Below are 23,460 nucleotides of genomic sequence, written 5' to 3'. Positions count from 1 at the left end.
AACGTGAACTATGCCAAACAATCGAATCGAGAAAAAGCAGCAATGCTCATGATCTCATTAGGTCCAGAAGTGGCAGCGAATGTTTATAAACATCTTTCGGAAGAAGAGATGGAACAGTTGACGCTTCAAATCTCAGCGCTCAAAAAGGTGTCTCCAGAAGAAAAAGAGAGCATTCTCGGTGAGTTCCACGAACTTGCGATGGCTCAGAGCTACATTACCCAGGGTGGGATTGGTTTTGCCAAAACAGTTCTTGAAAAAGCGGTCGGCGAAGAGAAAGCGATGGCATTGATTCATCGGTTGACGTCGACTTTACAAGTTCGACCGTTCGAGTTTGCTCGAAAAGCCGACCCAAAACAGTTACTGAACTTTATTCAAAACGAACATCCACAGACGATTGCTCTAATTTTAGCTCACTTAGAGCCGGTCAAATCTGGGCAAATCTTATCGGAACTTCCTCCTGAGATTCAATCAGAAGTTGCGAAACGGATTGCGACGATGGACCGACTCAATCCGGATGTCATTCATGAAGTCGAACAAATCCTTGAAAAGAACCTCTCGCAGACGGATATGCAAGATTATGCCCAGTCGGGTGGAATCGAGGCGGTCGTCGAAGTATTGAATGGGGTCGATCGCACGACAGAACGTACCATTCTTGACGCACTCGAGATTGAAGATCCTGAACTCGCAGAAGAAATCAAGAAGCGTATGTTTGTCTTCGAGGACATCGTTACGCTCGATTCACGCGCGATTCAACGAATCATTCGCGAAGTGGCGAACGACGACTTGTTGTTAGCACTAAAAGTGTCATCAGAAGAAGTGAAACAAATCATCTTCAAGAACATGTCTCAACGGATGGTCGAAACGTTCAAAGAAGATATGGAATTTATGGGACCTGTTCGATTGCGTGACGTCGAAGAAGCACAGAGCCGAATCGTCGGAATCATCCGTCGTCTAGAAGACGTCGGTGAGATCGTGATCAGTCGTGGTGGAGGAGATGACATCGTTGTCTAATGTGATTAAACGTCAACGCGCGACATCGCATATTCCTCGGCGAATCGAATCAAAACGATTGGAAACATCCATTCCTGACCCGACTGATGGCATCGACCATCATCAAGTCATCGAGTCGCGTTATGAGAAATTAAGACAGGATGAAGAAGTGTTCCAACAGTTTCAACAGACAGAAATCGAGCAACTCGAAAGATTCAAACAAGAAGCGTATGAACAGGCTAGATTAGAAGGTTATGAAGCGGGTCTACTCCAAGGAAGACGAGATGGATATGCCGAGTTTGAAGACGTCACGACACGCCTGAACTCGGTCTCCACTGAACTCGAACAACTGTTCCAAGAAAAATGGAAACAGGCGGAAGTACAACTCATTGACCTTGCGATTGCAATAAGTGCGCAAGTGACGACGGACCTTGTTCGAAAAGATGAGGCGCTGTTCGCGGCGATGATTCAAGAACAGATGGCGCAACTCATTGATGCGGAAGCGTTAACGATCTTCGTTCATCCCACACGTCTTGCTTCGATTCAGCGATTTGAATCGTTGTGGCGTGATGATGAGACACCACCTTTGAAATATCGGGGAGACAGCTCTTTAGATGAAACGTCCGTGCGCATTGAATCCCCACATCGAGGAAGTGAAATGGATTTATCCTACAGTTTTGAACGAATCCAAGCCAAAATCGAGGAGGTTTTAGCGGATGGCGCTTATTGAGAAGGTCATCGATACGATCGAACAGTCTACAGATGGCGAGTTCACTCGCAAAATCGGGCGAGTTTGTCGGGTCGTAGGGTTGATGATCGAGTCAAATGGACCGAGTGCGTTTGTCGGGGAGCGATGTTTCATCATGCTCCCTTCAAATGAGTCGGTCGAAGCGGAAGTGGTGGGCTTTAATGAAGAGCGCGTCCTTCTCATGCCATACGGTGAAACGACACAGATTGCACCGGGTTGTTTAGTGAAAGGGACCGGGAAGATGCTCCAAGTCCCGGTCGGTGAGGAACTGATTGGACAAGTGCTCGACGGTCTAGGACGGCCTTTGTCGGGTGAGAGACTTGCAACAGGTAAGCGGTATGATGTCCAACGCAAACCGCCAAACCCGTTGAATCGTCCTCGGATTTTAGATACGTTGTCGACTGGTGTTCGTATGATCGATGGTCTCCTGACTGTAGGAAAAGGGCAACGTGTCGGTTTGTTTGCCGGTTCTGGGGTGGGGAAATCCACGTTACTCGGCATGATTGCCAAACGCTCCTCAGCAGATATTAACGTAATTGCTTTGATTGGGGAACGTGGTCGGGAAGTAAAGGAGTTCATTGAAAAAGAGCTCGGTCCAGAAGGAATGGCTCGGTCTGTCGTCATAGTGGCGACGAGCGACCAACCCCCGCTCGTCCGGTTGAAAGGAGCTTATACCGCAACCGCAATCGCTGAATACTTTCGTGACCAAGGCAAAGAAGTGGTGCTCATGATGGATTCGGTGACACGTTTTGCAATGGCCCAACGAGAAATCGGTCTCGCGACGGGAGAACCACCGACATCGAAAGGATATACACCGTCTGTTTTTGCGATGCTCCCGCAATTGTTAGAGCGAAGCGGGACGGCAGCGACCGGATCGATCACAGCATTTTATACGGTCCTCGTCGATGGGGACGATATGAACGAACCGATTGCCGATGCGGTGCGCGGTATATTAGATGGTCACTTTGTCATGGATCGCGCGCTTGCAAACCGTGGACAGTTTCCTGCGATCCATGTATTGAAGTCAATCAGTCGGGTCATGAACCAAATCGCCTCGCCATCACATCGTGAAGCGGCACAAACGTTTCGGAGTTGGCTGGCGACATATATCGATGCCGAGGACTTGATTAACATCGGCGCATATAAGAAAGGGTCGAATCCAGCGATTGACACCGCAATCGAGAAGTATCCATACTTATTGACATTTTTAAAGCAATCGATTGAAGAAGACGCCGCATTCCAACAAACGATGACTCATTTGTCACACATCGCGCGAGGTGAATCATGAACAGACTTATTCTAGAACGAATCATGCCAATTGCTGAACATGAGAAGGAAGATGCGGCTTCAGAAGTTAGAGGCTTCAAGGCGAAACTTGAAATGGAAATGGAAGCGTTGTATGACCTTCTCCTCATGTATGAGTCATTGATCAAGCATCAAGATGAACAGCAAGGATACATTGATTTACTCATGTCTCAGTACCGAGAAAAAACGCGTGAGCAAGTGAAACGTCAAATCGAAACGCAACAGCTTGTCGTCCAACAAGCCCGCAATCGTTATCACGCGTCGCAAGAAAGACTGCTTGGGAAAGTAGTGGAAGAAAAGAAATATGTGACGCTACATGAGAAGGTCAGTTTACAAGAGATGACAGCGGCAAAACTCACAGAGCAATTAATGATGGACGAACTCGCTGTGATTCATCATGGGAAAGGGAAGTGGCATGGCAAAAGAGAACAATAAACGAGGCAAACAAATGATTGTGGCGTTAGTCCTCATTCCAGCAATCTTCATACTAGTCGGCGGAATGGTCGTCATGAATTATGCGATGGATCGTCCACTTCTATCTGTACCGTTCCTACCAGTTAGCGAGGAAGAAAAGTCATCAGAAACGCCTGAGACGTCTGAGGCGAAAGTGAACGTGACGGGCATCGACAGTGACGCTACGAACCGGTTGAAAGCAGCAAACAATGAGATTGAGAAACTTCGAAATGAAAATGTAGAACTGACAAATGAAGTGAAAGCAAGGCAAGAAGAGATCACCGACCTAATTCGAGAACGTGACCGACTCGTCTCCGAACTTGCAGCAGCCACAACGGAAGAGGAAAATACATCTGACATTTCGAGTGTGTATGAAGAGATGTCTGCCAAACAGGCGGCAGCCATCATGGGAGAACTAGAGAGTCCGCAAGTGGCCGAACTGTTGAAAGAACTATCACCGAAGCAACAGGCTGATATTTTAGGGCGGATGAATGCGCAACAAGCTGCAGTTGTGACGCAGCTTCTCCAATGAACATGAGAAGGGAGGACCCACATTGAATATTGCGTTACTAACTCAAGCCATTCAAGGTTCAGCGACTCGTACCGGAGTAACGGAAGGCGAATCACAGGGGGCAGGCGGTTTTTTAAGCCTCTTATCCGCCATGCTTGCCCCAATGCAAGGCTCGGGGGAGCAGGCGGGGCTTCCTCAACTTGAAGAAGGCGCATTATCTGAAGAACTCGTCGACCTCGAAAAAGTGGCGCAGGAACTTGAGACATGGTTTCAAAAACCTGAAACTTTGAAATGGCTCAAATCACTTCCGCAAGATGCATATCGGACGTTTATGGATGCATATGTAGGCGTACTCGGGCACTTGTCCATGCCGTCTAGCAATGCTGAGGATGCGCCCCTTGCGCTTGCTCAGACAACTGGTTCAAGTAGTGGCATCATTCAACAGGCAGATCCGTCTGCGAAAAGTCGTGTGACACCTGCTGTCCCGAATCAAGAACTTGGGAAGCAGATCCAAACGATTCAACGGGTGATTGCACAATTTAATGGACCGACTGGCAACACGAAAGAGATTCCCGTCATGCCTTACGTTGAAACCATTAAATCAGCAAAAGCACTCCCTCAATCAAGTAACGTGGATTGGTTACCGAAAGGCTTGAACTGGTCACGACCACAAATTGATGTAGAGACGGTCATGTATGCCTCGAAGGGATCCTTGCCTGAAAACTTACAGGCAAGGATTGAGGCAGCACTTCAAAAAGCACCATTTCAAAGTGGAGCGGATGGATCGAAAGTGTTTACGGTACGACTTTATCCAGAACAGCTAGGAGAACTCGTCGTCAAGCTAGAACGGCAGAACGGGGAACTTGTCGTGAAGTTGTTCGCAAGCAATCAAGAGGCGAAGCAACTGATTCAGTCACAAGTCCAGCAGTTACAACAAACGTTGATGCCTCATTCCCAAAACGTTCGGGTCGAGGTCAACTTGACACAACAAGCACTCGATGCGAAATCGACGATGCCAGACGGTTCCGAGCAACCGGAACAGGAACAACCGCAGGAACAACCAAAAGGAGGATCTGAGGATGACGAGCATCCAGCCGAAGACGAATGATTTTACTTTGCCAGACCAGTCGCTTCCGAAAGCGACGAATCAATATGACAAGGACATGTTTATGAAGTTGCTGCTCGCTCAAATCGCGAACCAGGACCCGATGTCACCGATGGAAGACCGTGAGTTCATCGCTCAGATGGCGCAATTTTCTTCGCTAGAACAAATGCAAACGATTTCGAAACAACTCGATTCGGTATTGGTTGACCGTCATATGGCCTCGATTTCTGAATTCAGTAGCATGATTGGTAAAACGATTGACTACAGTTCGGAATCGAGTGAAGAAACGACAAAAGGCTCAGGCCGTGTCGTCTCGATTTCACGATCTGATTTAACTGGATACATGGCCGACCTTGAAGACGGCACATCGATCAGCGTGTACGATATCACTTCCATCAAATAAGCATAGGGGGAATTTATTATGTTAAGAGCAATGTACTCAGGGATCAGTGGTCTGAAGAACTTTCAATCGAAATTAGACGTCGTCGGGAACAACATCGCGAACGTCAACACGTTCGGTTACAAAAAGGGTCGTGTCACGTTTAAAGACCTCGTCAGTCAACAAGTCGGTAGTGCGTCAGGCGGTAACGGAGCGACGGCCGGAGGGATTAACCCGAAAGAAGTCGGTCTTGGTGGGACGATGGCAACGGTCGATAACGTCTACAACCAAGGAGCGATGCAAAATACGGGACGTGCGTTAGACGTCGGTATCTCGGGTGAGGGCTTCTTCGTCACAATCGTCAACGGACAAGCACAGTACACACGTGCTGGTAACTTTTATACGGACAATAACGGTGACTTGGTAACAGGTGAAGGAACGTACTTATTAGGAACGGGTGCAAAACCTGCTGCTAACCTACCTGCTCCGAACTTGACTGGGAATATTCCTGACGTCGTGGCAGGATCGACGGCTTACGGGAAAATCTCAATTCCGACAGATGCACGTTCATTGTCGATTGGAAAAGACGGTCAAGTCAGTTATGTCGATGCAGCCGGTGCACTTCAGACAGCAGGCTATATTGTGACGGCAAACTTCAGCAACAATGCTGGTTTGTCGAAAGTCGGTGCCAACAACTTCTTACAATCTCAAAACTCAGGCGACCCACTCATCGGGGCAGCCGGTGATTTAGGACGAGGTAACCTCGTTTCAGGTGCTCTTGAAATGTCGAACGTCGACCTTTCTGAAGAGTTTACGGAAATGATTGTGGCACAACGTGGTTTCCAGGCGAACACACGAATTATTACAACGTCAGACGAGATCCTTCAAGAACTCGTCAACTTGAAACGCTGATGATTCGCGTCACGGCATTTCGGGGTGAGGAATTCGTGCTCAACGCTTTGCTCATCGAAACGGTGAAAGCAGAACCGGACACGATTATCCAATTGTTTAATGGCAAAACATATCTCGTGAAAGAAACGAAAGATCAAATCATTGAACGAACTGAAGCCTTTTACCGCTCAATCGGTTTAGTCGGAACGATGTTCACAAGAGGTGAAGAAGATGAGTGAAGAAGAGAAGAAAAAGGGTGGCGGCCTGAAGGTTGTCATCATCTTACTAGTCGTCCTACTCGTCATGGGCGGAGCCGGTTTCATGACATATAAATATGTATTCGGAGATAACGTCACCGCTAAAACGAAACCGGTCACTGCCGAAGAATTGGCGGAACGAAGCTTCACGACCGATGACATGACGACGAACATTCAAGATGAGCGTTTCATCAACGTTCAATTCACGATTGTCACAGATTCTTTGGAAACAAAAGAGAATCTAGAGTTACGCAAATTCCAAGTTCACAACGTCATTCTCGGGGATTTGGCTGGAATGACAAAAACACAGTTGGCAACAAAAGAAGATATGCAAAAGTTTGAACAGACACTACGAGAACAACTTAACGGACTGCTTGAAGAAGGTGAAGTCCAACGCGTCTATATGACGAAGAAAATTATTCAGTGAGGTGGCATCATGGGAGAAGTACTGTCTCAACAAGAAATTGATGCCTTACTATCTGCACTAAGCAGTGGGGATGTCGAAGCGGATTCCTTTCTTGCGCAAGAGGAAGAAAAGAAAGTTCGGCAATATGACTTCAAGCGAGCCGTCCGATTTTCAAAAGATCAGATTCGCAGTTTGACTCGAATTCACGAGCACTTCACTCGCATGTTAACGACGTTCTTCTCGGCCCAACTTCGCACATATGTTCAGTTTTCCGTCAACTCGGTCGAACAATTACCGTACGATGAATTCATTCATTCTATTCCGAGTATGACGATGATCAACTTGATTGAAGCGCCACCGTTAAACGGACGATTCATCATCGAGGTCAATCCGAACATTTCCTATGCGATGCTCGACCGTCTACTCGGCGGACCTGGTGTCGAGATGGACAAAATTGAATCGTTCACAGAAATCGAGATGCGTATTTTGACGCAATTGTATAAACGTGCCTTCTCAACGTATGGAGACGCGTGGGAATCGATTGCGGAAATTAAGGCGGAAATGTCTGCAGTGGAAGTGAATCCGCAGTTTCTCCAACTCGTTTCACCAAACGAGACGGTCGTCCTCATCTCGATTGGGGTGACGATCGGCGAAGTGAGCGGAACAATCAACGTTTGTCTTCCGTTCGTGACAATCGAACCTGTCTTGTCGAAGTTGTCGAGTCATTACTGGATGCAGGAAGCGAATCGTCGCAATGCGAGTGAGTCTAGCAAAGAACCACTGAAAGCACAGTTGATGAACTCGACGGTCGAGGTCGTCTCGTTACTTGGAGAGACGACAATCACGTTTGGTGATCTGTTGCATCTTGAAGTTGGGGATTGTTTGGCACTCGATCAAGTGGCAAAAGAACCTCTATCCATCATGGTAGGGGAGAATAAAGTATTTAAAGGGCAAGTCGGTGTGAGCGGGAAGCGGATGGCGGTTCAGGTGCTTCACCGTGTGAAGGAGGAAGAGCAATGAGTGAGATGCTGTCACAAGATGAAATTGACGCGTTACTACGTGGGACAAGCGACAGTACGCCGACGCCAAAGGCGGAAAAAGAAGAGCACTTAGATTCGATGGAAAGCGATGCTCTTGGGGAAATCGGAAACATTTCGTTTGGGAATTCTGCAACGGCATTGTCGACGTTGCTACAACAAAAAGTAGAAATTACGACACCGGTTGTCAGTGAAGTGAGAATCGAAGAGTTGCGTGAGCGTTATCCGACGCCTCATGTGGCATTACGTGTCGGGTACACGGAAGGGATAAAGGGTGAAAACGTCCTCGTCTTGACTCGCGAAGATGCGGCCATCATCTCTGATCTTATGTTAGGTGGAACGGGAGAGAACGTCGATCCTGAAAGCCTTGATGAGATTCGCTTATCGGCTGTTCAAGAAGCGATGAACCAGATGATGGGTGCAGCCGCGACATCTTTATCGACGGTGTTCTCGAAGAAGATTGATATCTCTCCACCACTTGTCGAGGTGTTTGATGCGACGAAAAATCAAACCATTATCGACCGCCTCGAACTCTGGGAGACGATGGTGCTGATTGAGTTCAATCTCAAAGTCGGTACATTGATTGACTCGACAATTGTTCAAATTGCACCAATTCAATTCGGAAAACAGTTGGTCGACGAATTGATGAAAGCGACCGGGGAGGCACAAGCTGCAGAACCTGTAAAAGAGCAGCCGAAAGCCGAGGCGCCTAAACCTCAGCCCCAAGCGCAACCACAGGCGCAACCACAAGCACAACCGGAAAAACAAAAATCGATGCCAGAGGTCGCGGTAAGCCAAGCTGAATTCATGCCGCTCCAATCACCGGCTCCGCAAGAGTCCGTGCCGGCGAACTTAGGATTACTGTATGACGTTCCGTTGAACGTGACCGTCGAACTAGGCAGAACGAAAAAATCTGTCCGGGAAGTACTCGAGCTATCACAAGGTTCAATCATCGAACTCGACAAGCTAGCAGGCGAACCGGTTGATATTTACGTCAACCAACAGCGGATTGCTAGAGGAGAAGTGGTTGTCATTGAAGAAAACTTTGGGGTACGTGTAACAGAAATTATTCAACCGCATGAGCGGATCGGAATCGTTTAAGGAGGAAATTAGAATGAGTGCAAAAGTATTAGTAGTAGACGACGCAGCGTTCATGCGTATGATGATCAAGGATATTTTGACAAAGAACGGATATGACGTAGTAGGTGAGGCAGAAAACGGAGCTGACGCGGTCGTGAAATATCGTGAGCTCACACCGGACCTCGTCACACTTGATATCACGATGCCAGAGATGGACGGACTTGCAGCATTGAAAGAGATTCGTAGTTTCGACTCGAACGCAAAAGTCATCATGTGTTCAGCGATGGGGCAACAAGCGATGGTCATCGATGCGATTCAAGCAGGTGCGAAAGACTTCATCGTCAAACCGTTCAACGCAGAGCGCGTCATCGAAGCGGTTTCTAAAACGGTCGCACAATGAAGAAATGGTGGTTGATTATTCTTCTCGTGGTCGGTCTTTATATTCCGACCACGGTTGAGGCCGCCACCGTAGACCAACAATTCGAGCAAAAACAGACAGAAGAATTGGAAAGTAACGTTCCAACGACAGCGTCAACGATTGGGAATGGCGTGAAAGTCGTGTTGAGTCTCGTAGTCGTGGTCGGCGGTTTCATCGTCTTGATGCGTTGGCTCGGTTCCAAAACACAAGGTGTGAAAGCGACTCAGCATATGAAACATCTCGGAGGAGTCCCACTCGGAAAAGACCGTTCCGTCCAACTCGTGAAGCTTGGAGATCAAGTCTATGTCCTCGGCGTCGGGGAATCGATTCAATTGATTGATCGACTCGATGCGGAAGCGATGGACGAGGAGCAGTCGGAACCTTTATCACTCCGAACGGCGAATTCGAATGCATTTTTGGATACCTTTAAGAAACAACTTGCTCAACTAGAAGAAGTGAGGAAGAAGTCATGACAACGTTTGAGCAATTAATCAATTTAGAGACACCAGACAGTACATCCACATCGATCAAACTCTTGATTTTACTGACGTTATTGACACTTGCACCATCTTTTTTAATTTTGATGACGTGCTTCACACGTGTCGTCGTCGTCTTATCTTTCATTCGACCGGCGCTCGGTACACAGCAAACACCGCCAAACCAGTTGATTGTCGGATTAGCCTTGTTCATTACATTGTTCGTCATGTCTCCCGTTCTCTCTGATTTGAATGAGAACGCATTAAAACCTTATCTCGATGATCAAATCTCTCAAGATGAAGCGTTTGATGAAGCGAGCGGGACGATGAAAGAATTCATGTCGAAATATACAAGACAAGAAGATTTGCAACTCTTTTTGAAGTATGGGAACTACGAGCAGCCTGAATCACTTGATGACGTACCGCTTCTCGCGCTCGTTCCGGCATATGCGATTAGTGAGTTAAAAACGGCTTTCCAAATCGGATTCATGATTTTCTTGCCATTTTTAATTATCGATATGGTTGTTGCGAGTGTCCTCATGTCGATGGGGATGATGATGTTACCACCGGTCATGATTGCCTTACCGTTTAAATTATTGTTATTTGTATTGGTCGATGGCTGGCACTTGATTGTGGAATCATTGCTTAGAAGTATGTAGGGGGAACGGACATGACACAAGAAATGGTCATTTACTTGGCAACAGAGAGTGTGTGGACATTATTAAAAATTTCAATGCCATTGCTACTCATTTCACTGATTGTCGGTCTCGTGATCTCGATTTTACAGGCCACGACTCAAATTCAAGAACAGACGCTTTCGTTCGTCCCAAAAATCATCTCGGTCTTCATCGGTCTCGTCATCTTCGGACCCTGGATGCTCCAACAAATTGAAGGATTCACGCGACTGATTTTTGAGCTGATGGTCGAGGTTGCGTCGAAATGAATGCGGTCGACTTCATCAGTATGTACGGTCTTACGTTTGCGCGGCTTTCTGGCTTCTTTGTCAGTGTCCCACTGTTCTCGACGAGGCAGTTACCGGTTATGCATCGCGTCGGATTTAGCGCGTTTTTAGCGTATTACGCAATGTTCACATTGACCGAGCCAATCGAGATGACGAATGCGTTCGTCCTGCAAGTCGTCTATGAGGTCATGATCGGACTGTTGCTTGGACTATTGATTAACATTCTCTTTTTTGCTCCGCAGATTGCCGGAGGGGTCATCGATCTTCAACTCGGATTGGCGATGGCTTCCGCATACGATCCGATGTTTGGCGGACAGTCTCCGCTCATTGGACGATTTTATTATATTTTTACCTTGTTCATCTTATTGACGAGTAATTTACATTTACTCCTGATTGACGGCATTTATTACAGTTTTCAAATCTATCCACCCGGTCAACCGATGATCAACTTCTCGGAAGCCTCACTCATGATGGCAGTGAAAGTTGTCACGATGACGATGATGGTCGCCTTGCAATTGGCTTTGCCGATGATGGCATCATTACTACTTGTCGATTTGGCACTTGGATTTTTAGCGAAATCGGCGCCACAGTTCAATATCTTTGCAATTGGTTTTTCGTTTAAACTCATTGCTGGATTTGCCGTCATGGTGTTGTTGATGGGATTGACATTGACGGGCATTAGTCAGTTCATTCCGCTATTACAAGAAGTCATGCACGACTTTATGCTTATACTAGGAGATGCCTCATGAAGAAGCCTCTATATCCTTTATCGGTCAATCTACAGTTTTTTGCAGGTGAAAAAACAGAAAAAGCGACACCGCGTAAACGAGAGGACTCACGAAAGAAAGGGCAAGTCGCGAAATCTGCTGATTTGACGGGGGCATTCGCACTCTTTGCCATGTTTCTCATGCTATCTTTCTTCGGACCGATGATTGGGCAACAGCTGCTATCACTCATCGGAGATTTACTTAGCCCGCAATATTTACTCTTCAATGTATCTGAGGGCATGTCGGGTATGGTCATCGACTTGATGCTTCGAGTCGGATTGATTTTGGCTCCATTTTTCATCGTCGCTGTCGTGTTCGGGATTCTCATCAACTATTTACAAGTTGGAACGCTCTTTTCTTTGGAAGCAATCCAGCCAAAGCTCGAACGGATCGACCCAATCAAAGGGGTGAAACGGATTGTCAGCATGAAAGCGGTCGTCGAATTTTTAAAGTCCTTATTCAAATTTTTGATTATCCTGACAACCGCTGTTGCTGTCCTTTGGCAAAACCAAAAAGAATTGTCCCGTATGGCCGTCGAGCAGATTCGAGAATCCATCGTCGCGCTTGCAGGTATCACGATTGAGCTTGGGCTCTGGGTGAGTGTCGCCTTGCTCGCACTCGCATTGCTTGATTTTTTTTACCAACGATTTGATTTCGAAAAATCGATTCGAATGTCAAAGCAAGACATTAAAGACGAGTATAAAAACTCGGAAGGTGACCCACTCATCAAATCCAAGATTAAGCAGCAACAACGGGAAATGGCGATGCGACGGATGATGCAAGAAATTCCGAATGCCGACGTCGTCATCACAAACCCGACCCATTACGCGGTCGTCATCCGCTACGATGACACGAAAGATTTTGCGCCGCTCGTTGTCGCAAAAGGGGTCGACCGAGTCGCCTTTCATATTCGAGATGTCGCAAAAGAGCACGATGTGGCGATTGTCGAGAACAAGCCGCTCGCACGTGCGCTCTACGCACAAATCGATATTGGAGAAGTGGTGGACGAATCATTCTATCAAGCAATCGCCGAAGTGCTCGCGTTCGTCTATCAAATGAAGCAACCGTCTTGAGGAGGAGTATGTGTTGGCAGTAAAAGCAAAAGACTTTGCAGTTTTGATTGGTGTCTTGATGATTGTCATCATGCTGATCATCCCGTTACCGGGCTTTTTATTAGACTTTTTAATCATCGTAAATATTTTAATCGCCCTCATGATCTTACTTGTGGCGATGAACGCCAGAGAAGCGCTCGACTTCTCCGTATTCCCTTCTCTCTTATTGATTGTGACGTTGTTTCGTCTCGGATTGAACGTATCGACGACCCGATCGATCCTCTCGAACGGGTATGGAGGGGAAGTCATTGCGACGTTTGGTGACTTCGTCATCGGAGGAAATGTCCTTGTCGGATTCGTCGTCTTCCTGATTCTCGTCATCATTCAGTTCGTCGTCATTACAAAAGGTGCCGAGCGTGTGTCTGAGGTATCCGCCCGCTTCACACTCGATGCAATGCCAGGGAAACAGATGGCCATCGATGCTGACTTGAACTCCGGATTGATTGATGACAAGGAAGCGCAGATGCGTCGCCGTAAAATTCAAAGCGAGGCCGACTTTTACGGTTCGATGGATGGGGCATCCAAGTTCGTCAAAGGGGATGCTATCGCCGGAATCATCATCGTGACGATTAACTTGATCTTCGGAATCATCATCGGCGTCGTTCAAATGGGACTACCGGTCGGGGAGGCATTCCAAACGTTCTCGCTCATGACGATCGGGGACGGACTCGTCAGTCAAATCCCAGCACTCTTGATTTCGACAGCGACCGGGATCATCGTGACCCGTGCCGTCTCAGACGGTAATTTAGGGGAGGATGTCATCGACCAGCTCGGTCAAAACCCATCGCTTCTCTACATCGCAGGCGGCATCGTCTTCTTGCTCGGTTTCGTGTCACCTCCACTTATTCCGGTGACGATGATCATCGCAGGTACAGCGTTCTTCGGAGCGTATACGATGCGACGAAACATCCGGCAGGCAACGGAGGAACCCATCATGGAAGAAGAACCTTCGACGGCTCCGACAGAATCTGTCGTCTCGCTCTTACAAATCGATTCGATTGAATTCGAGTTCGGCTACGGCTTGATCCCCCTTGCGGATGAGTCACAAGGCGGTGACTTGTTAGATCGTGTCGTCATGATACGTCGTCAGCTTGCACTCGAACTCGGTTTTATCTTGCCGACGGTTCGTATTCGCGACCACCTACAACTCTCGCCGAACGCGTATCGCATCAAGGTGAAAGGAAACGTCGTTGCAGAAGGGGAGTTGTTACTCGACCATTACTTGGCGATGAGCCCAGGGATTGAAGACCCAGAAGTATATGGAATTGAAACGACGGAACCGGCATTCGGACTTCCTGCCCTTTGGATTGATGAGGAGACACGGACGCGAGCTGAAATGAGTGGGTACACTGTCGTAGACCCACCATCCGTCGTCGCGACACATTTGACCGAAACGCTGAAAAAGCATGCCGCTGATTTACTCGGTCGTGAAGAAACGAAACAACTCGTCGAGCACTTGAAGGAAACTCATCCGGTTCTTGTAGAAGATGTGACGCCTTCAGTCCTCTCGATCGGTGAAATTCAAAAAGTACTACGTCACTTATTACAAGAGAACGTATCGATTCGAAACTTGCCTCTCTTGTTCGAGACGATGGCAGACTACGGAAAGGTAACGAAAGATGCAGAAATCCTCGGGGAATATTGTCGCCAAGGATTATCTCGTCAGCTGACCGACCAAGTCAAGCCACCAGAAGGTCCATTGTATGTGGTCACGTTTGGTGGTCAGACGGAACAGACCGTTCAAGATGCCGTACAGAAGACCGAGTTTGGGAACTATTTGGCGCTCGACCCGGAGCAAGCACGTGAGATCATCGAACGTACGGGCGAACAATTGTCGATGTTCGAACGCTACGGTGCATCGGCGGTGATTTTATGTTCACCAACGATTCGATTGTTCGTCCGACAGTTGCTCGAACGATACTATCCAGATGTGCCTGTTTTGGCCTATAACGAGTTACTCAGTTCCGTCGAAGTGAAAAGTATTGGGGTGATTTAAATGCAAATTAAAAAATTTACAGCAAAAACGATGGCTGAGGCGATGACGAAAGTGAAGCAAGAGCTAGGTGATGAAGCGGTCATCCTCAATTCGCGGCAAGTGAAGACCGGATGGTTTGGTTTATTCGCTTCGAAACAAGTGGAAGTCATCGCCGCACTCGAAAAAGAGAAGGCGGTCACGAAGCCAAGGCGAACAGAATCGGTTCGGCCAGAGCCGACCACAGCACCTGCACCAACGCCATCACCTCAAGTACCGTCAACACCTCGTATGGTAGGAGGGACAGCACCAAGGCTGCACTCGTCACTACAGCACATCGACGCGTTACTTTCGACGGAGTCGTTCGCAGAAGAGTCATGGGAAGAGACGTTGAACGAGCTTTACTATACGACGAAGTCTGTGGAAGTAGCAGAACGATTCGTGTATGAGCAAGTTAAATCGACTTTCGTCGAGCCACCTGAAGCGAAGCGTTATGTCATGCTCGTTGGACCGACGGGTGTCGGGAAAACGACGACGCTTGCCAAGCTAGCTGCACATTTCAAATTGACAGAAGGAAAAACGGTCGGGCTGATTACGACAGATACGTATCGAATCGCGGCTATCGAACAGTTGAAGACGTATGCAGAAATTATGAGTATCCCCGTTGAAGTGGCATACGACTTTCATGACTTTAAGCGAGCAAAGCAATTATTTGCCCGAAAAGATATTGTATTGATCGACACAGCAGGTCGAAATTTCCGAGACCCAGCCTACGTGGAACAATTTCACGAACATCATGACTTCACGGAAACGAGTCTATCGCTTGTATTGAGTTTGACATCCAAAATGAAAGATATGGACATGATTTATTCCCAGTTCGAATCCCTCCCCCTCAGTTCGCTCATCTTTACCAAAGCGGATGAGACGAGTGACATTCACGCGATGTATCGAATGGTGAAAAAGAGCAGCTTGCCTGTCGCATGGATGACAGACGGTCAAGAGGTGCCAGATGATTTGATTCGAGGAGATGCGGAAGCATTGACGAAACGACTGTTCGAGAAAGAAGGGTGGGCCAGATGGACCAAGCAAGGCGTTTAAGAGCAATCAATGATGTCCATCCGACGACCATCGCTTTTGCAAGCGGAAAAGGCGGCGTTGGAAAGACGAACGTTTGCGTCAACACGGCCATCGCCCTTTCGGAACTCGGGAAACGGGTGTTGATCGTCGACTTTGATATCGGCATGGCCAACGTCCATATCTTGATGAACGCGATGAAGTCGAGAACGATGATTGAGTCTGTAAAAGCTCGTATTCCATTGGCTTCAGCTGTTCAGAAAAATGTGCATGGTGTCGATATATTACATGGAGGGAGTGGACAAGACCAACTCGTCCATCTCTCAGATGATGACATGCAATTTCTCATGCGAGAACTCGAAGTACTGACCGCATATGATTACGTCCTTTTCGATATGGGCGCCGGGGCGACGGACACCTCCCTGCAATTTATTGCGGGGTGTGACGAAATGTTTTTAATTTTAACACCGGAACCGACTTCGCTCATGGACGGGTACGCATATACAAAACTAGTGCATCATCAATATCCCGACTTACCACTCGGCGTCATTGTGAACCGAGCTCAGTCTGGAGAGGAAGCACTGCAATGTTTCGAACGGATGGAAGTCGCATGCAAGCAGTTCTTAAATAAGACGATTCGATTCCTCGGATTTTTACCGGATGACCCTTCAGTCCGAAAGGCAGTCATCGCACAAGTCCCGTTTTATCAATACAATCGAAAGAGTGATATTAGCTGGCGGCTCGAACGAATTTTGACAACGCTTACGGGAACGCCTCCAAAACCACGTCACTTGATGGACCGTTTGATGGGGAACTTACGGAAACAATGGAACCGAGTATAACGACAGGGAGGCAATGAAGATGGACGTGAACGAATACTTAGGGTTGTTTTTAGATGAATCCCAAGAACATATCCAATCGATCAACACACAGTTACTTAAGTTAGAACAGTCGGGTGGAGCGGATGTCGTTCAAGAGATTTTCCGGTCTGCGCATACGTTAAAAGGGATGTCCTCGACGATGGGGTACGAACACGTGGCCAATTTGACGCATGAGATGGAAAGTGCACTCGACCTCGTTCGTGGTGGTAAAAAAGAAAGCAACCAACTTTTGTTGGACACGATGTTCATCGCGATGGAACAGATGGAGGACATGATTGCTGACATTGAGAACGGCGGACGAGGTGCGAACGTGGACGTTTCTGAAACGGTCGCTGCCTTCCAATCGTTTATCGGTGGAAAAGAGGTTGTGGTTACTGAGGTAAAAGAGTCAAATACATTCGAAGTCGACCTTTATACGAATTCAGTAATCGACCAGGCGAAACAAACTGGGTTTGAAGCGTATCAAATCACTGTAAAACTATCAGACGCTGTCGTCTTAAAAGCGGCTCGGGCTTACATGGTGTTTGATCGCCTTCAAGAACTCGGTGAAGTGGTACGGACACATCCGGAAACAGAAGAAATTGAACAAGAGCAATTCGACTTGTCGTTTGACGTCTTGTTCCTCTCACAAGAGACAGCGGAAGTCATCGAACACGCCATCGCCCAGGTGTCGGAAGTGGAGCGTGTCGAAGTCAATGTGTTCACAGGGGCGTCAGAAAGCGAACCAGAAGTCGCAGTGACAGCCGAAGCGGTAGTCCCAGAACCAGTAGTGCAGACAGCTCCAGACCAGGAAGAAAAAGAAACGAAAGATACGAAAGAACAAGTTGCGGCCCAGGCACAAGCGAAGACGATTCGTGTCAACTTGGAACGGATTGATCGTCTCATGAACTTGTTCGAAGAATTCATCATCGATCGTGGGCGTTTAGAACGACTCGCTGACGAGGTGGGGCAACCAGAATTGAATGAAACGGTTGAAAAAATCAAGCGGGGTACGAACGAACTGCAATCTCTCGTCTTGACACTTCGCATGATGCCAATTGAGCAAGTGTTCAATCGCTTCCCACGCATGGTTCGCTCGGTCGCGAAAGAAATTCATAAGAAAGTTCAATTGGATATTTCGGGTGCGGAGACAGAACTTGATCGGACGGTCATCGATGAAATTGGCGACCCGCTCGTTCACTTGATTCGGAATGCAATCGATCATGGAATCGAACGCCCTGAAGTTCGCGTGAAAGCAGGCAAGCCGGAACAAGGCATGCTAGCCCTCCGCGCTTATCATGGCGGTAACCGCGTCTTCATTGAAATTGAGGATGATGGTGCCGGCATCAATGTCGATAAAGTTCGCTCGAAAGCATTAGAACGTGGCGTCATTTCGGATGAAGAGGCGACCATGATGTCTGAGAACGAGCTGGCGATGCTGATCTTCGCCCCAGGCTTCTCGACAGCAGATGTGGTAACGGACCTTTCAGGTCGTGGTGTCGGACTCGATGTCGTCAAAAATAAAATCGAGTCGCTCGGTGGTGTCGTTTCACTAGAGACGGTCACGGGACAAGGAACAAAATTCCAGGTCAGCTTGCCACTCACCCTCTCCATCATCTCGGCCATGCTCGTACAAGTCGGTGAGGAATCGTATGCGATTCCGTTGTCATCGATTCTTGAGACAACCTTACTTGATGAAGCGGACATTTTGACGGCGCATCGTGAGCGCGTCTTTGATTTCCGTGGGCAATTGGTTCCACTCGTCTACTTAAAAGAAATGTTCGGAATCGAATCAGAGACGAAATCCCAATTCCCGGTCGTCGTCGTTCGAAAAGGAAACAAACTCGTCGGCGTCGTCGTCAACGATTTGATTGGTCAACAAGAAATTGTCATGAAACCGCTCGGTACGTATCTTGAAGGGATTCCAGCTATCTCAGGTGCGACCATACTTGGTGACGGTCGCGTCGCCCTTATCGTAGATAGTAATGATCTCTTTTAAGGAGGAATTTGGATGGAACAGAAATGGGTAGTCTTTTCACTTGAAGAAAATACGTACGGGATCGATGTGCAGTCGGTCCGTTCAATCGAGCGGCTTCAGCCGATCACACGCGTCCCGAACGCCCCGTCACACGTGAAAGGGGTCATCAATCTTCGGGGTGTCGTCACACCGGTCATCGACCTTCGTCTACGCCTCGGTTATGAAGAAATCGAACCGACGGATGAGACGCGTATTTTAATCGCATCATTGAATCAAGGGGATGCGGGTTTCATCGTCGACCGCGCAAACGAAGTGGTCGAAAGTGATGAAGTGCGGATTGAACCGATTCCTGAATCGAGTCGCGACATGATCGCAGCACACTTGACAGCAATCGCTAAAGGGGAAGATAAACTCTTCTCACTTCTCGATGCGAATGCGTTGTTTGAGGAACAGTATGCTGAGTGAGTTTGAGCAAGACTTGTTAAAGGAACTGGGAAATATAGGGTCTGGTCATGCGGCTACTGCGTTATCCGCCATGTTAGCCAAACCGGTGAATATCACGGTCTCCTCGGCTGAAATGGAGCCGATCTCGTATTTACCTGATCGAGTGGGGGGGCCGGAGCGACACGTCGCTTCGGTGCTACTCGAGTTAGATGGTGAGATTCGCGGCATGATTCTTATTTTATTTGCCGTTGAGGACGCCGAGCAGATGGTGTCGACACTGATCGGCATGCCATTCTCGTTCCAATCTGGTGATGAACTCGGACAATCGGCCTGGGAAGAGGTCGGGAATATTATGAGTGGTGCGTACGCACGTGCATTAGGGGATTGGTTGCAGACTCCAATCATGATTCAAGTACCGGCAACCGCCATCGATATGGCAGGATCAATCGTCGAGTTTGTCGTCACATCGGTTCAACCCGAGGAAGACGCCGCACTGTATATCGATACGACCTTTATGATTGATCAAAAAGTAAGTGCAGGACATGTGTTGTTCCTACCAACACATGGTTCGCTCAAACGCATTCAAGAACGGTTGCTTGGCAATGGCTGACGTATTAAAAATCGGCATCGCCGAATGGAAACAAACGACGGCACCGAATCGGTTACGGACAGCCGGACTTGGTTCGTGCGTAGGTGTCATCTTATATGACACTCGTCTCCAATTGGCAGCGATGGCGCATGTCATGTTACCCGACTCGACCATTGCGCGGAAGAATCAAGCGATTGAAGTAGGAAAATATGCGGACACAGCCATCGATACGCTCGTCCGTTCTCTCAAACGAGAGGGAGCGACGCGGTTACAAGCAAAAATGGCTGGTGGGGCACAAATGTTTCAATTCAAATATGAGAATGAAGCGATGCGAATCGGCGAACGGAACGCCGAGGCGATTCGTCAAGCATTAAAGGTTCATCGGATTCCGCTCGTGGCCGAAGATTGTGGCGGTCATAACGGACGGACGATTGAATTCGATGTTGCGACATCGGTCTTATCGATTCGGACGGTGAGCGTAGGTACGAAAGAACTATAAGGGGGGATCGACATGACGACTCATCTTACACAGTTGTGGGATCGCTGGAATACGGACCGTGATATGGATACAGCAAACGAATTACTAGCACATTACGAGTTTCTCATCCACTACCACGTACAACGGATGATCGTGACGCTTCCAAAGAGCGTCGAACGCGACGAATTGAAAAGTTTGGGTTACATGGGATTGTACGATGCCCTTATGAAATATGATCCAGAGCATAATAATAAATTTGATACGTACGCTGCATTTCGAATTCGAGGAGCCATCATCGATGGGTTGCGAAAAGTAGACTGGTTGCCTCGATCGGTTCGTGAGAAAGTGAAAAAAATCGATCAGGTAGCAGAACAACTTGAACAGTCACTTCATCGCGCTCCGACGAAGAATGAGTTGGCGACTGCTTGTGATCTTCCTATTTCAGAAATCGAACGAACGATGGCAGAAGGGTATTTTGCTAATATGTTGTCGATCGACGAGGCCGTGACGTTACAAGAGGAAGGCAAAGTCATGTCAGTCACGTACTTCGACCCGGACTCCGAAAAACCGGAAGACACACTCCTTCAACGAGAGTTGATTGATGTGCTCGCGACAGAAGTAGACCATCTATCGGAAAAAGAACGGCTCGTCGTATCGTTATTTTATTTTGATGAATTGACATTGACTGAGATTGGGGAAGTGCTCGAATTATCGACTTCCCGCATTTCTCAAATCCATTCAAAAGCGTTGAAGACGTTAAAGCAGGCACTCGGACGGTCGTATTTAGAAGAAAAGACGTCGTAAGGAGATGAACAAGTGTATATTGTATATGTGATCACGGCTTGTTTGGTTGCTTACGGTTTTTTATTCGGGTACCGTCAAGTCCAGGCGTTACAAGAACGGGTTGAGCGACTCGAACGAGAGAAACAGGAGACGGAGACGTTGCTTCTCTCATTTATGGAGTCGATGAATGATCTTGTCACGAAAGAACCGATAGAGCGTAAAGTGGACGTTGATCAGGAAGACTCGATACTTGTTGAAGCAAACGTTGAGTCCGTGTCCGAGGAGTTGAATAAAGAGAACTCAACAACGTCGGTTGACGTAGACGATGTGTTACTGCGCCACTCGGTTCGAGACGCGGCCCGCATCCTCGGAAAAGGGGAAGGTGAACTCGCGCTATATGCAAAACTTCGCAAAAAGTGAGAGTTGCCGGATTTCGTGACATATGCTATAGTAGTTCTCGGTGTTAAACACATCACACACGTCTCGGGATGATATTCCTCGGTGCCGAAAGGTCGGAATACAACAATGAACGAGGCGGAGGACTTTTTTAAACCACAAGGAGGAAATTTATCATGGCAGTAATTTCAATGAAGCAATTGCTTGAAGCTGGTGTACACTTCGGTCACCAAACACGCCGTTGGAACCCAAAAATGGCGAAATACATCTTTACAGAGCGTAACGGGATCTACATCATCGACCTTCAAAAAACGGTCAAAAAAGTAGACGAAGCTTACAACTTTGTTCGTGAACTCGCGGCAGAAGGCGGAAACGTCCTCTTCGTTGGTACGAAAAAACAAGCTCAAGATACAATCAAAGAAGAAGCAATCCGTTCTGGTATGTTCTTCATTAACGAGCGTTGGTTGGGTGGAACACTCACTAACTTCTCAACAATCAAAAAGCGTATTAACCGCTTGAAGCAACTCGAAAAAATGGAAGAAGACGGCACGTTCGAAGTGCTTCCTAAGAAAGAAGTCATCATCTTGAAAAAAGAAATGACTCGTCTTGAGAAGTTCCTCGGCGGAATCAAGGATATGCCTGGTGTGCCTGACGCCCTCTTCATCGTTGACCCACGTAAAGAGCGTATCGCAATCGCGGAAGCTCACAAATTGAACATCCCAATCGTTGCGATTGTCGACACAAACTGTGACCCAGATGAAATCGACTACGTTATCCCAGCGAACGACGATGCAATTCGTGCAGTTAAATTGCTCACTTCGAAAATGGCAGACGCAATCATCGAAGCGAAGCAAGGTGAAGAAGAAGTTGCTGAAGAAGCTGTAGCGACAGAAGCTGAAGCTACAGAAGCTGAGTAATCAGTGAGACAATAGGTGATAAAGGGAAAGCCTTTTATCACCTTTTTTTAGGACAAGTATTCAAAAAGCCTCGTGCTTTTTCTTAAAATTCGTAAGTTTTACAAGGAGGAATTTCCGATGGCAGTTACAGCAGCAATGGTAAAAGAACTTCGTGAAAAAACAGGAGCAGGAATGCTCGATTGCAAAAAAGCACTCGTTGAAACAGACGGTGACATGCAAGCAGCAATCGACTTCCTTCGCGAAAAAGGAATCGCTAAAGCAGCAGCAAAAGGTGATCGTATCGCCGCTGAAGGTTTGACAGCAGTAGCAGTTGAAGGCAACAAAGCTGTGCTCGTCGAAATCAACTCAGAAACAGACTTCGTTGCGAAGAACGAGAAGTTCCAAACACTCGTCAACAACGTAGCAAAAGCAGTACTCGCTTCAGGCGCAACAACTGCAGAAGCAGCACTCGCAGCTGATTACGAAGCAGGCAAAACGCTTGAAACGTACATCCAAGAAGAAGCTTCTACAATCGGAGAAAAAATCTCACTCCGCCGTGTGGCTGTTCTTGAAAAAGCTGACGACGCTGTATTCGGTACGTACCTCCACATGGGTGGTCGCATCGGTTCTGTAGTCGTAATCGACGGCACGTCTGACGAAACAGTTGCAAAAGACGTTGCAATGCACGTTGCAGCAGCACGTCCACTTTACGCGACACGCGATGAAGTATCAGCTGAAGAAATCGACCGTGAGAAGAAAGTCTTGACTGAGCAAGCTCTTAACGAAGGCAAACCTGCTAACATCGTTGAGAAGATGATTGCTGGTCGCATGAACAAGTACTTCGAGGAAATCTGCCTCGTAGACCAAACGTTCGTAAAAGACGGCGACTTCAAAGTTGGTAAGTATGTAGAATCTAAAGGCGGGAAAGTCAACTCATTCGTACGCTTCGAAGTAGGAGAAGGTATGGAGAAACGTGAAGAGAACTTTGCTGAAGAAGTTATGAACCAACTTAAAAAATAATCTGCGTCATCGTATATGATGCATTCAAAATTGGGAACACGTCTTTATAACCTTGAGTTAGTTCGTTAAGGGAG

General features: G+C 47.6%; 29 protein-coding genes. All 29 read left to right on the top strand.

The genetic code is table 11. From position 1 onward, the window contains the following. The first annotated feature begins 3 nt into the window (after positions 1–3). The 29 genes from fliG to tsf all read left to right on the top strand — a co-directional run bounded on the left by fliG (position 4) and on the right by tsf (position 23,386). Positions 4–1,011, top strand: coding sequence for a flagellar motor switch protein FliG (gene fliG / locus KNP62_RS04930; protein ID WP_074034724.1), 1,008 nt, complete (start codon positions 4–6; stop codon positions 1,009–1,011). Further along, positions 995–1,720: a FliH/SctL family protein gene (locus tag KNP62_RS04925; RefSeq protein WP_214783774.1), complete on the top strand. Its 726-nt coding sequence runs from the start codon at positions 995–997 to the stop codon at positions 1,718–1,720. The genes fliG and KNP62_RS04925 overlap by 17 nt, the downstream gene beginning before the upstream one ends. Next, on the top strand, positions 1,707–3,026 hold the full coding sequence (gene fliI / locus KNP62_RS04920; RefSeq protein ID WP_214783771.1) for a flagellar protein export ATPase FliI: 1,320 nt from the start codon (positions 1,707–1,709) through the stop codon (positions 3,024–3,026). The genes KNP62_RS04925 and fliI overlap by 14 nt, the downstream gene beginning before the upstream one ends. Next, entirely contained in the window at positions 3,023–3,478 is a 456-nt protein-coding gene (locus tag KNP62_RS04915; RefSeq protein WP_214783768.1) for a flagellar FliJ family protein, read from the top strand. The genes fliI and KNP62_RS04915 overlap by 4 nt, the downstream gene beginning before the upstream one ends. Next, positions 3,459–4,028 carry a MotE family protein gene (locus KNP62_RS04910; protein ID WP_214783765.1) on the top strand — a complete coding sequence of 190 codons (570 nt, stop codon included), beginning with the start codon at positions 3,459–3,461 and terminating at the stop codon, positions 4,026–4,028. The genes KNP62_RS04915 and KNP62_RS04910 overlap by 20 nt, the downstream gene beginning before the upstream one ends. A 22-nt stretch (positions 4,029–4,050) precedes the next feature. Next, entirely contained in the window at positions 4,051–5,115 is a 1,065-nt protein-coding gene (locus KNP62_RS04905) for a flagellar hook-length control protein FliK (RefSeq protein WP_214783762.1), read from the top strand. Beyond that, positions 5,087–5,515, top strand: a complete 429-nt coding sequence (locus tag KNP62_RS04900; protein WP_214783760.1) for a flagellar hook capping FlgD N-terminal domain-containing protein — start codon at positions 5,087–5,089, stop codon at positions 5,513–5,515. The genes KNP62_RS04905 and KNP62_RS04900 overlap by 29 nt, the downstream gene beginning before the upstream one ends. 18 nt (positions 5,516–5,533) lie before the next feature. Beyond that, positions 5,534–6,403: a flagellar basal body rod protein FlgG gene (gene flgG, locus KNP62_RS04895; RefSeq protein WP_074034702.1), complete on the top strand. Its 870-nt coding sequence runs from the start codon at positions 5,534–5,536 to the stop codon at positions 6,401–6,403. Next, the gene (locus tag KNP62_RS04890) at positions 6,403–6,621 is read left to right on the top strand and encodes a flagellar FlbD family protein (RefSeq protein ID WP_031421671.1); all 219 of its coding nucleotides are present in this window, start codon (positions 6,403–6,405) and stop codon (positions 6,619–6,621) included. The genes flgG and KNP62_RS04890 overlap by 1 nt, the downstream gene beginning before the upstream one ends. Continuing rightward, entirely contained in the window at positions 6,614–7,066 is a 453-nt protein-coding gene (locus KNP62_RS04885) for a flagellar basal body-associated FliL family protein (RefSeq protein WP_074034701.1), read from the top strand. Before KNP62_RS04890 ends, KNP62_RS04885 begins: the two co-directional genes overlap by 8 nt. Before the next feature lie 9 nt (positions 7,067–7,075). Then, positions 7,076–8,065 (top strand): flagellar motor switch protein FliM, encoded by a 990-nt coding sequence (gene fliM, locus KNP62_RS04880; protein WP_074034699.1) that lies wholly within the window; start codon positions 7,076–7,078, stop codon positions 8,063–8,065. Then, positions 8,062–9,183 (top strand): flagellar motor switch phosphatase FliY, encoded by a 1,122-nt coding sequence (gene fliY / locus KNP62_RS04875; protein ID WP_214691825.1) that lies wholly within the window; start codon positions 8,062–8,064, stop codon positions 9,181–9,183. The genes fliM and fliY overlap by 4 nt, the downstream gene beginning before the upstream one ends. A gap of 13 nt (positions 9,184–9,196) precedes the next feature. Next, positions 9,197–9,562 carry a response regulator gene (locus KNP62_RS04870; RefSeq protein ID WP_074034690.1) on the top strand — a complete coding sequence of 122 codons (366 nt, stop codon included), beginning with the start codon at positions 9,197–9,199 and terminating at the stop codon, positions 9,560–9,562. Continuing rightward, entirely contained in the window at positions 9,559–10,053 is a 495-nt protein-coding gene (locus tag KNP62_RS04865) for a flagellar biosynthetic protein FliO (RefSeq protein WP_214783757.1), read from the top strand. The genes KNP62_RS04870 and KNP62_RS04865 overlap by 4 nt, the downstream gene beginning before the upstream one ends. Further along, on the top strand, positions 10,050–10,715 hold the full coding sequence (gene fliP, locus KNP62_RS04860; protein ID WP_214783754.1) for a flagellar type III secretion system pore protein FliP: 666 nt from the start codon (positions 10,050–10,052) through the stop codon (positions 10,713–10,715). Before KNP62_RS04865 ends, fliP begins: the two co-directional genes overlap by 4 nt. 11 nt (positions 10,716–10,726) lie before the next feature. Next, the gene (fliQ, locus tag KNP62_RS04855; RefSeq protein ID WP_015881403.1) at positions 10,727–10,999 is read left to right on the top strand and encodes a flagellar biosynthesis protein FliQ; all 273 of its coding nucleotides are present in this window, start codon (positions 10,727–10,729) and stop codon (positions 10,997–10,999) included. Continuing rightward, positions 10,996–11,766, top strand: a complete 771-nt coding sequence (gene fliR, locus KNP62_RS04850; protein ID WP_214783751.1) for a flagellar biosynthetic protein FliR — start codon at positions 10,996–10,998, stop codon at positions 11,764–11,766. The genes fliQ and fliR overlap by 4 nt, the downstream gene beginning before the upstream one ends. Beyond that, positions 11,763–12,857 carry a flagellar biosynthesis protein FlhB gene (gene flhB, locus KNP62_RS04845; protein WP_214745445.1) on the top strand — a complete coding sequence of 365 codons (1,095 nt, stop codon included), beginning with the start codon at positions 11,763–11,765 and terminating at the stop codon, positions 12,855–12,857. Before fliR ends, flhB begins: the two co-directional genes overlap by 4 nt. Before the next feature lie 13 nt (positions 12,858–12,870). Then, positions 12,871–14,892, top strand: coding sequence for a flagellar biosynthesis protein FlhA (flhA, locus tag KNP62_RS04840; RefSeq protein WP_285800604.1), 2,022 nt, complete (start codon positions 12,871–12,873; stop codon positions 14,890–14,892). Then, positions 14,893–15,966 (top strand): flagellar biosynthesis protein FlhF, encoded by a 1,074-nt coding sequence (locus KNP62_RS04835; protein ID WP_214783745.1) that lies wholly within the window; start codon positions 14,893–14,895, stop codon positions 15,964–15,966. Beyond that, positions 15,945–16,784 (top strand): MinD/ParA family protein, encoded by an 840-nt coding sequence (locus KNP62_RS04830; protein WP_214745442.1) that lies wholly within the window; start codon positions 15,945–15,947, stop codon positions 16,782–16,784. Before KNP62_RS04835 ends, KNP62_RS04830 begins: the two co-directional genes overlap by 22 nt. Before the next feature lie 19 nt (positions 16,785–16,803). Beyond that, positions 16,804–18,801: a chemotaxis protein CheA gene (locus tag KNP62_RS04825; RefSeq protein WP_214783742.1), complete on the top strand. Its 1,998-nt coding sequence runs from the start codon at positions 16,804–16,806 to the stop codon at positions 18,799–18,801. A gap of 12 nt (positions 18,802–18,813) precedes the next feature. Continuing rightward, complete coding sequence (locus KNP62_RS04820) at positions 18,814–19,245, top strand: chemotaxis protein CheW (RefSeq protein ID WP_214783739.1); 432 nt, start codon at positions 18,814–18,816, stop codon at positions 19,243–19,245. Further along, positions 19,235–19,834: a chemotaxis protein CheC gene (locus KNP62_RS04815; RefSeq protein ID WP_214783736.1), complete on the top strand. Its 600-nt coding sequence runs from the start codon at positions 19,235–19,237 to the stop codon at positions 19,832–19,834. Before KNP62_RS04820 ends, KNP62_RS04815 begins: the two co-directional genes overlap by 11 nt. Then, positions 19,827–20,312, top strand: a complete 486-nt coding sequence (locus KNP62_RS04810; protein WP_074034679.1) for a chemotaxis protein CheD — start codon at positions 19,827–19,829, stop codon at positions 20,310–20,312. The genes KNP62_RS04815 and KNP62_RS04810 overlap by 8 nt, the downstream gene beginning before the upstream one ends. A gap of 12 nt (positions 20,313–20,324) precedes the next feature. After that, complete coding sequence (locus KNP62_RS04805; RefSeq protein ID WP_214783733.1) at positions 20,325–21,095, top strand: FliA/WhiG family RNA polymerase sigma factor; 771 nt, start codon at positions 20,325–20,327, stop codon at positions 21,093–21,095. A gap of 12 nt (positions 21,096–21,107) precedes the next feature. Continuing rightward, complete coding sequence (locus KNP62_RS04800) at positions 21,108–21,494, top strand: hypothetical protein (protein ID WP_214783730.1); 387 nt, start codon at positions 21,108–21,110, stop codon at positions 21,492–21,494. Positions 21,495–21,646: 152 nt separating this feature from the next. Beyond that, positions 21,647–22,387, top strand: coding sequence for a 30S ribosomal protein S2 (gene rpsB, locus KNP62_RS04795; RefSeq protein WP_015881415.1), 741 nt, complete (start codon positions 21,647–21,649; stop codon positions 22,385–22,387). 117 nt (positions 22,388–22,504) lie between these two features. After that, on the top strand, positions 22,505–23,386 hold the full coding sequence (tsf, locus tag KNP62_RS04790) for a translation elongation factor Ts (protein ID WP_074034676.1): 882 nt from the start codon (positions 22,505–22,507) through the stop codon (positions 23,384–23,386). Positions 23,387–23,460 lie beyond the last annotated feature (74 nt).

The sequence above is a fragment of the Exiguobacterium sp. s183 genome, from assembly GCF_018617655.1.
GTDB classification, from domain to species: Bacteria; Bacillota; Bacilli; order Exiguobacteriales; family Exiguobacteriaceae; genus Exiguobacterium; species Exiguobacterium aestuarii_A.
The sequence above is the reverse complement of the archived record's forward strand: the minus strand, read 5'-3'. Positions and strand labels throughout refer to the sequence as shown.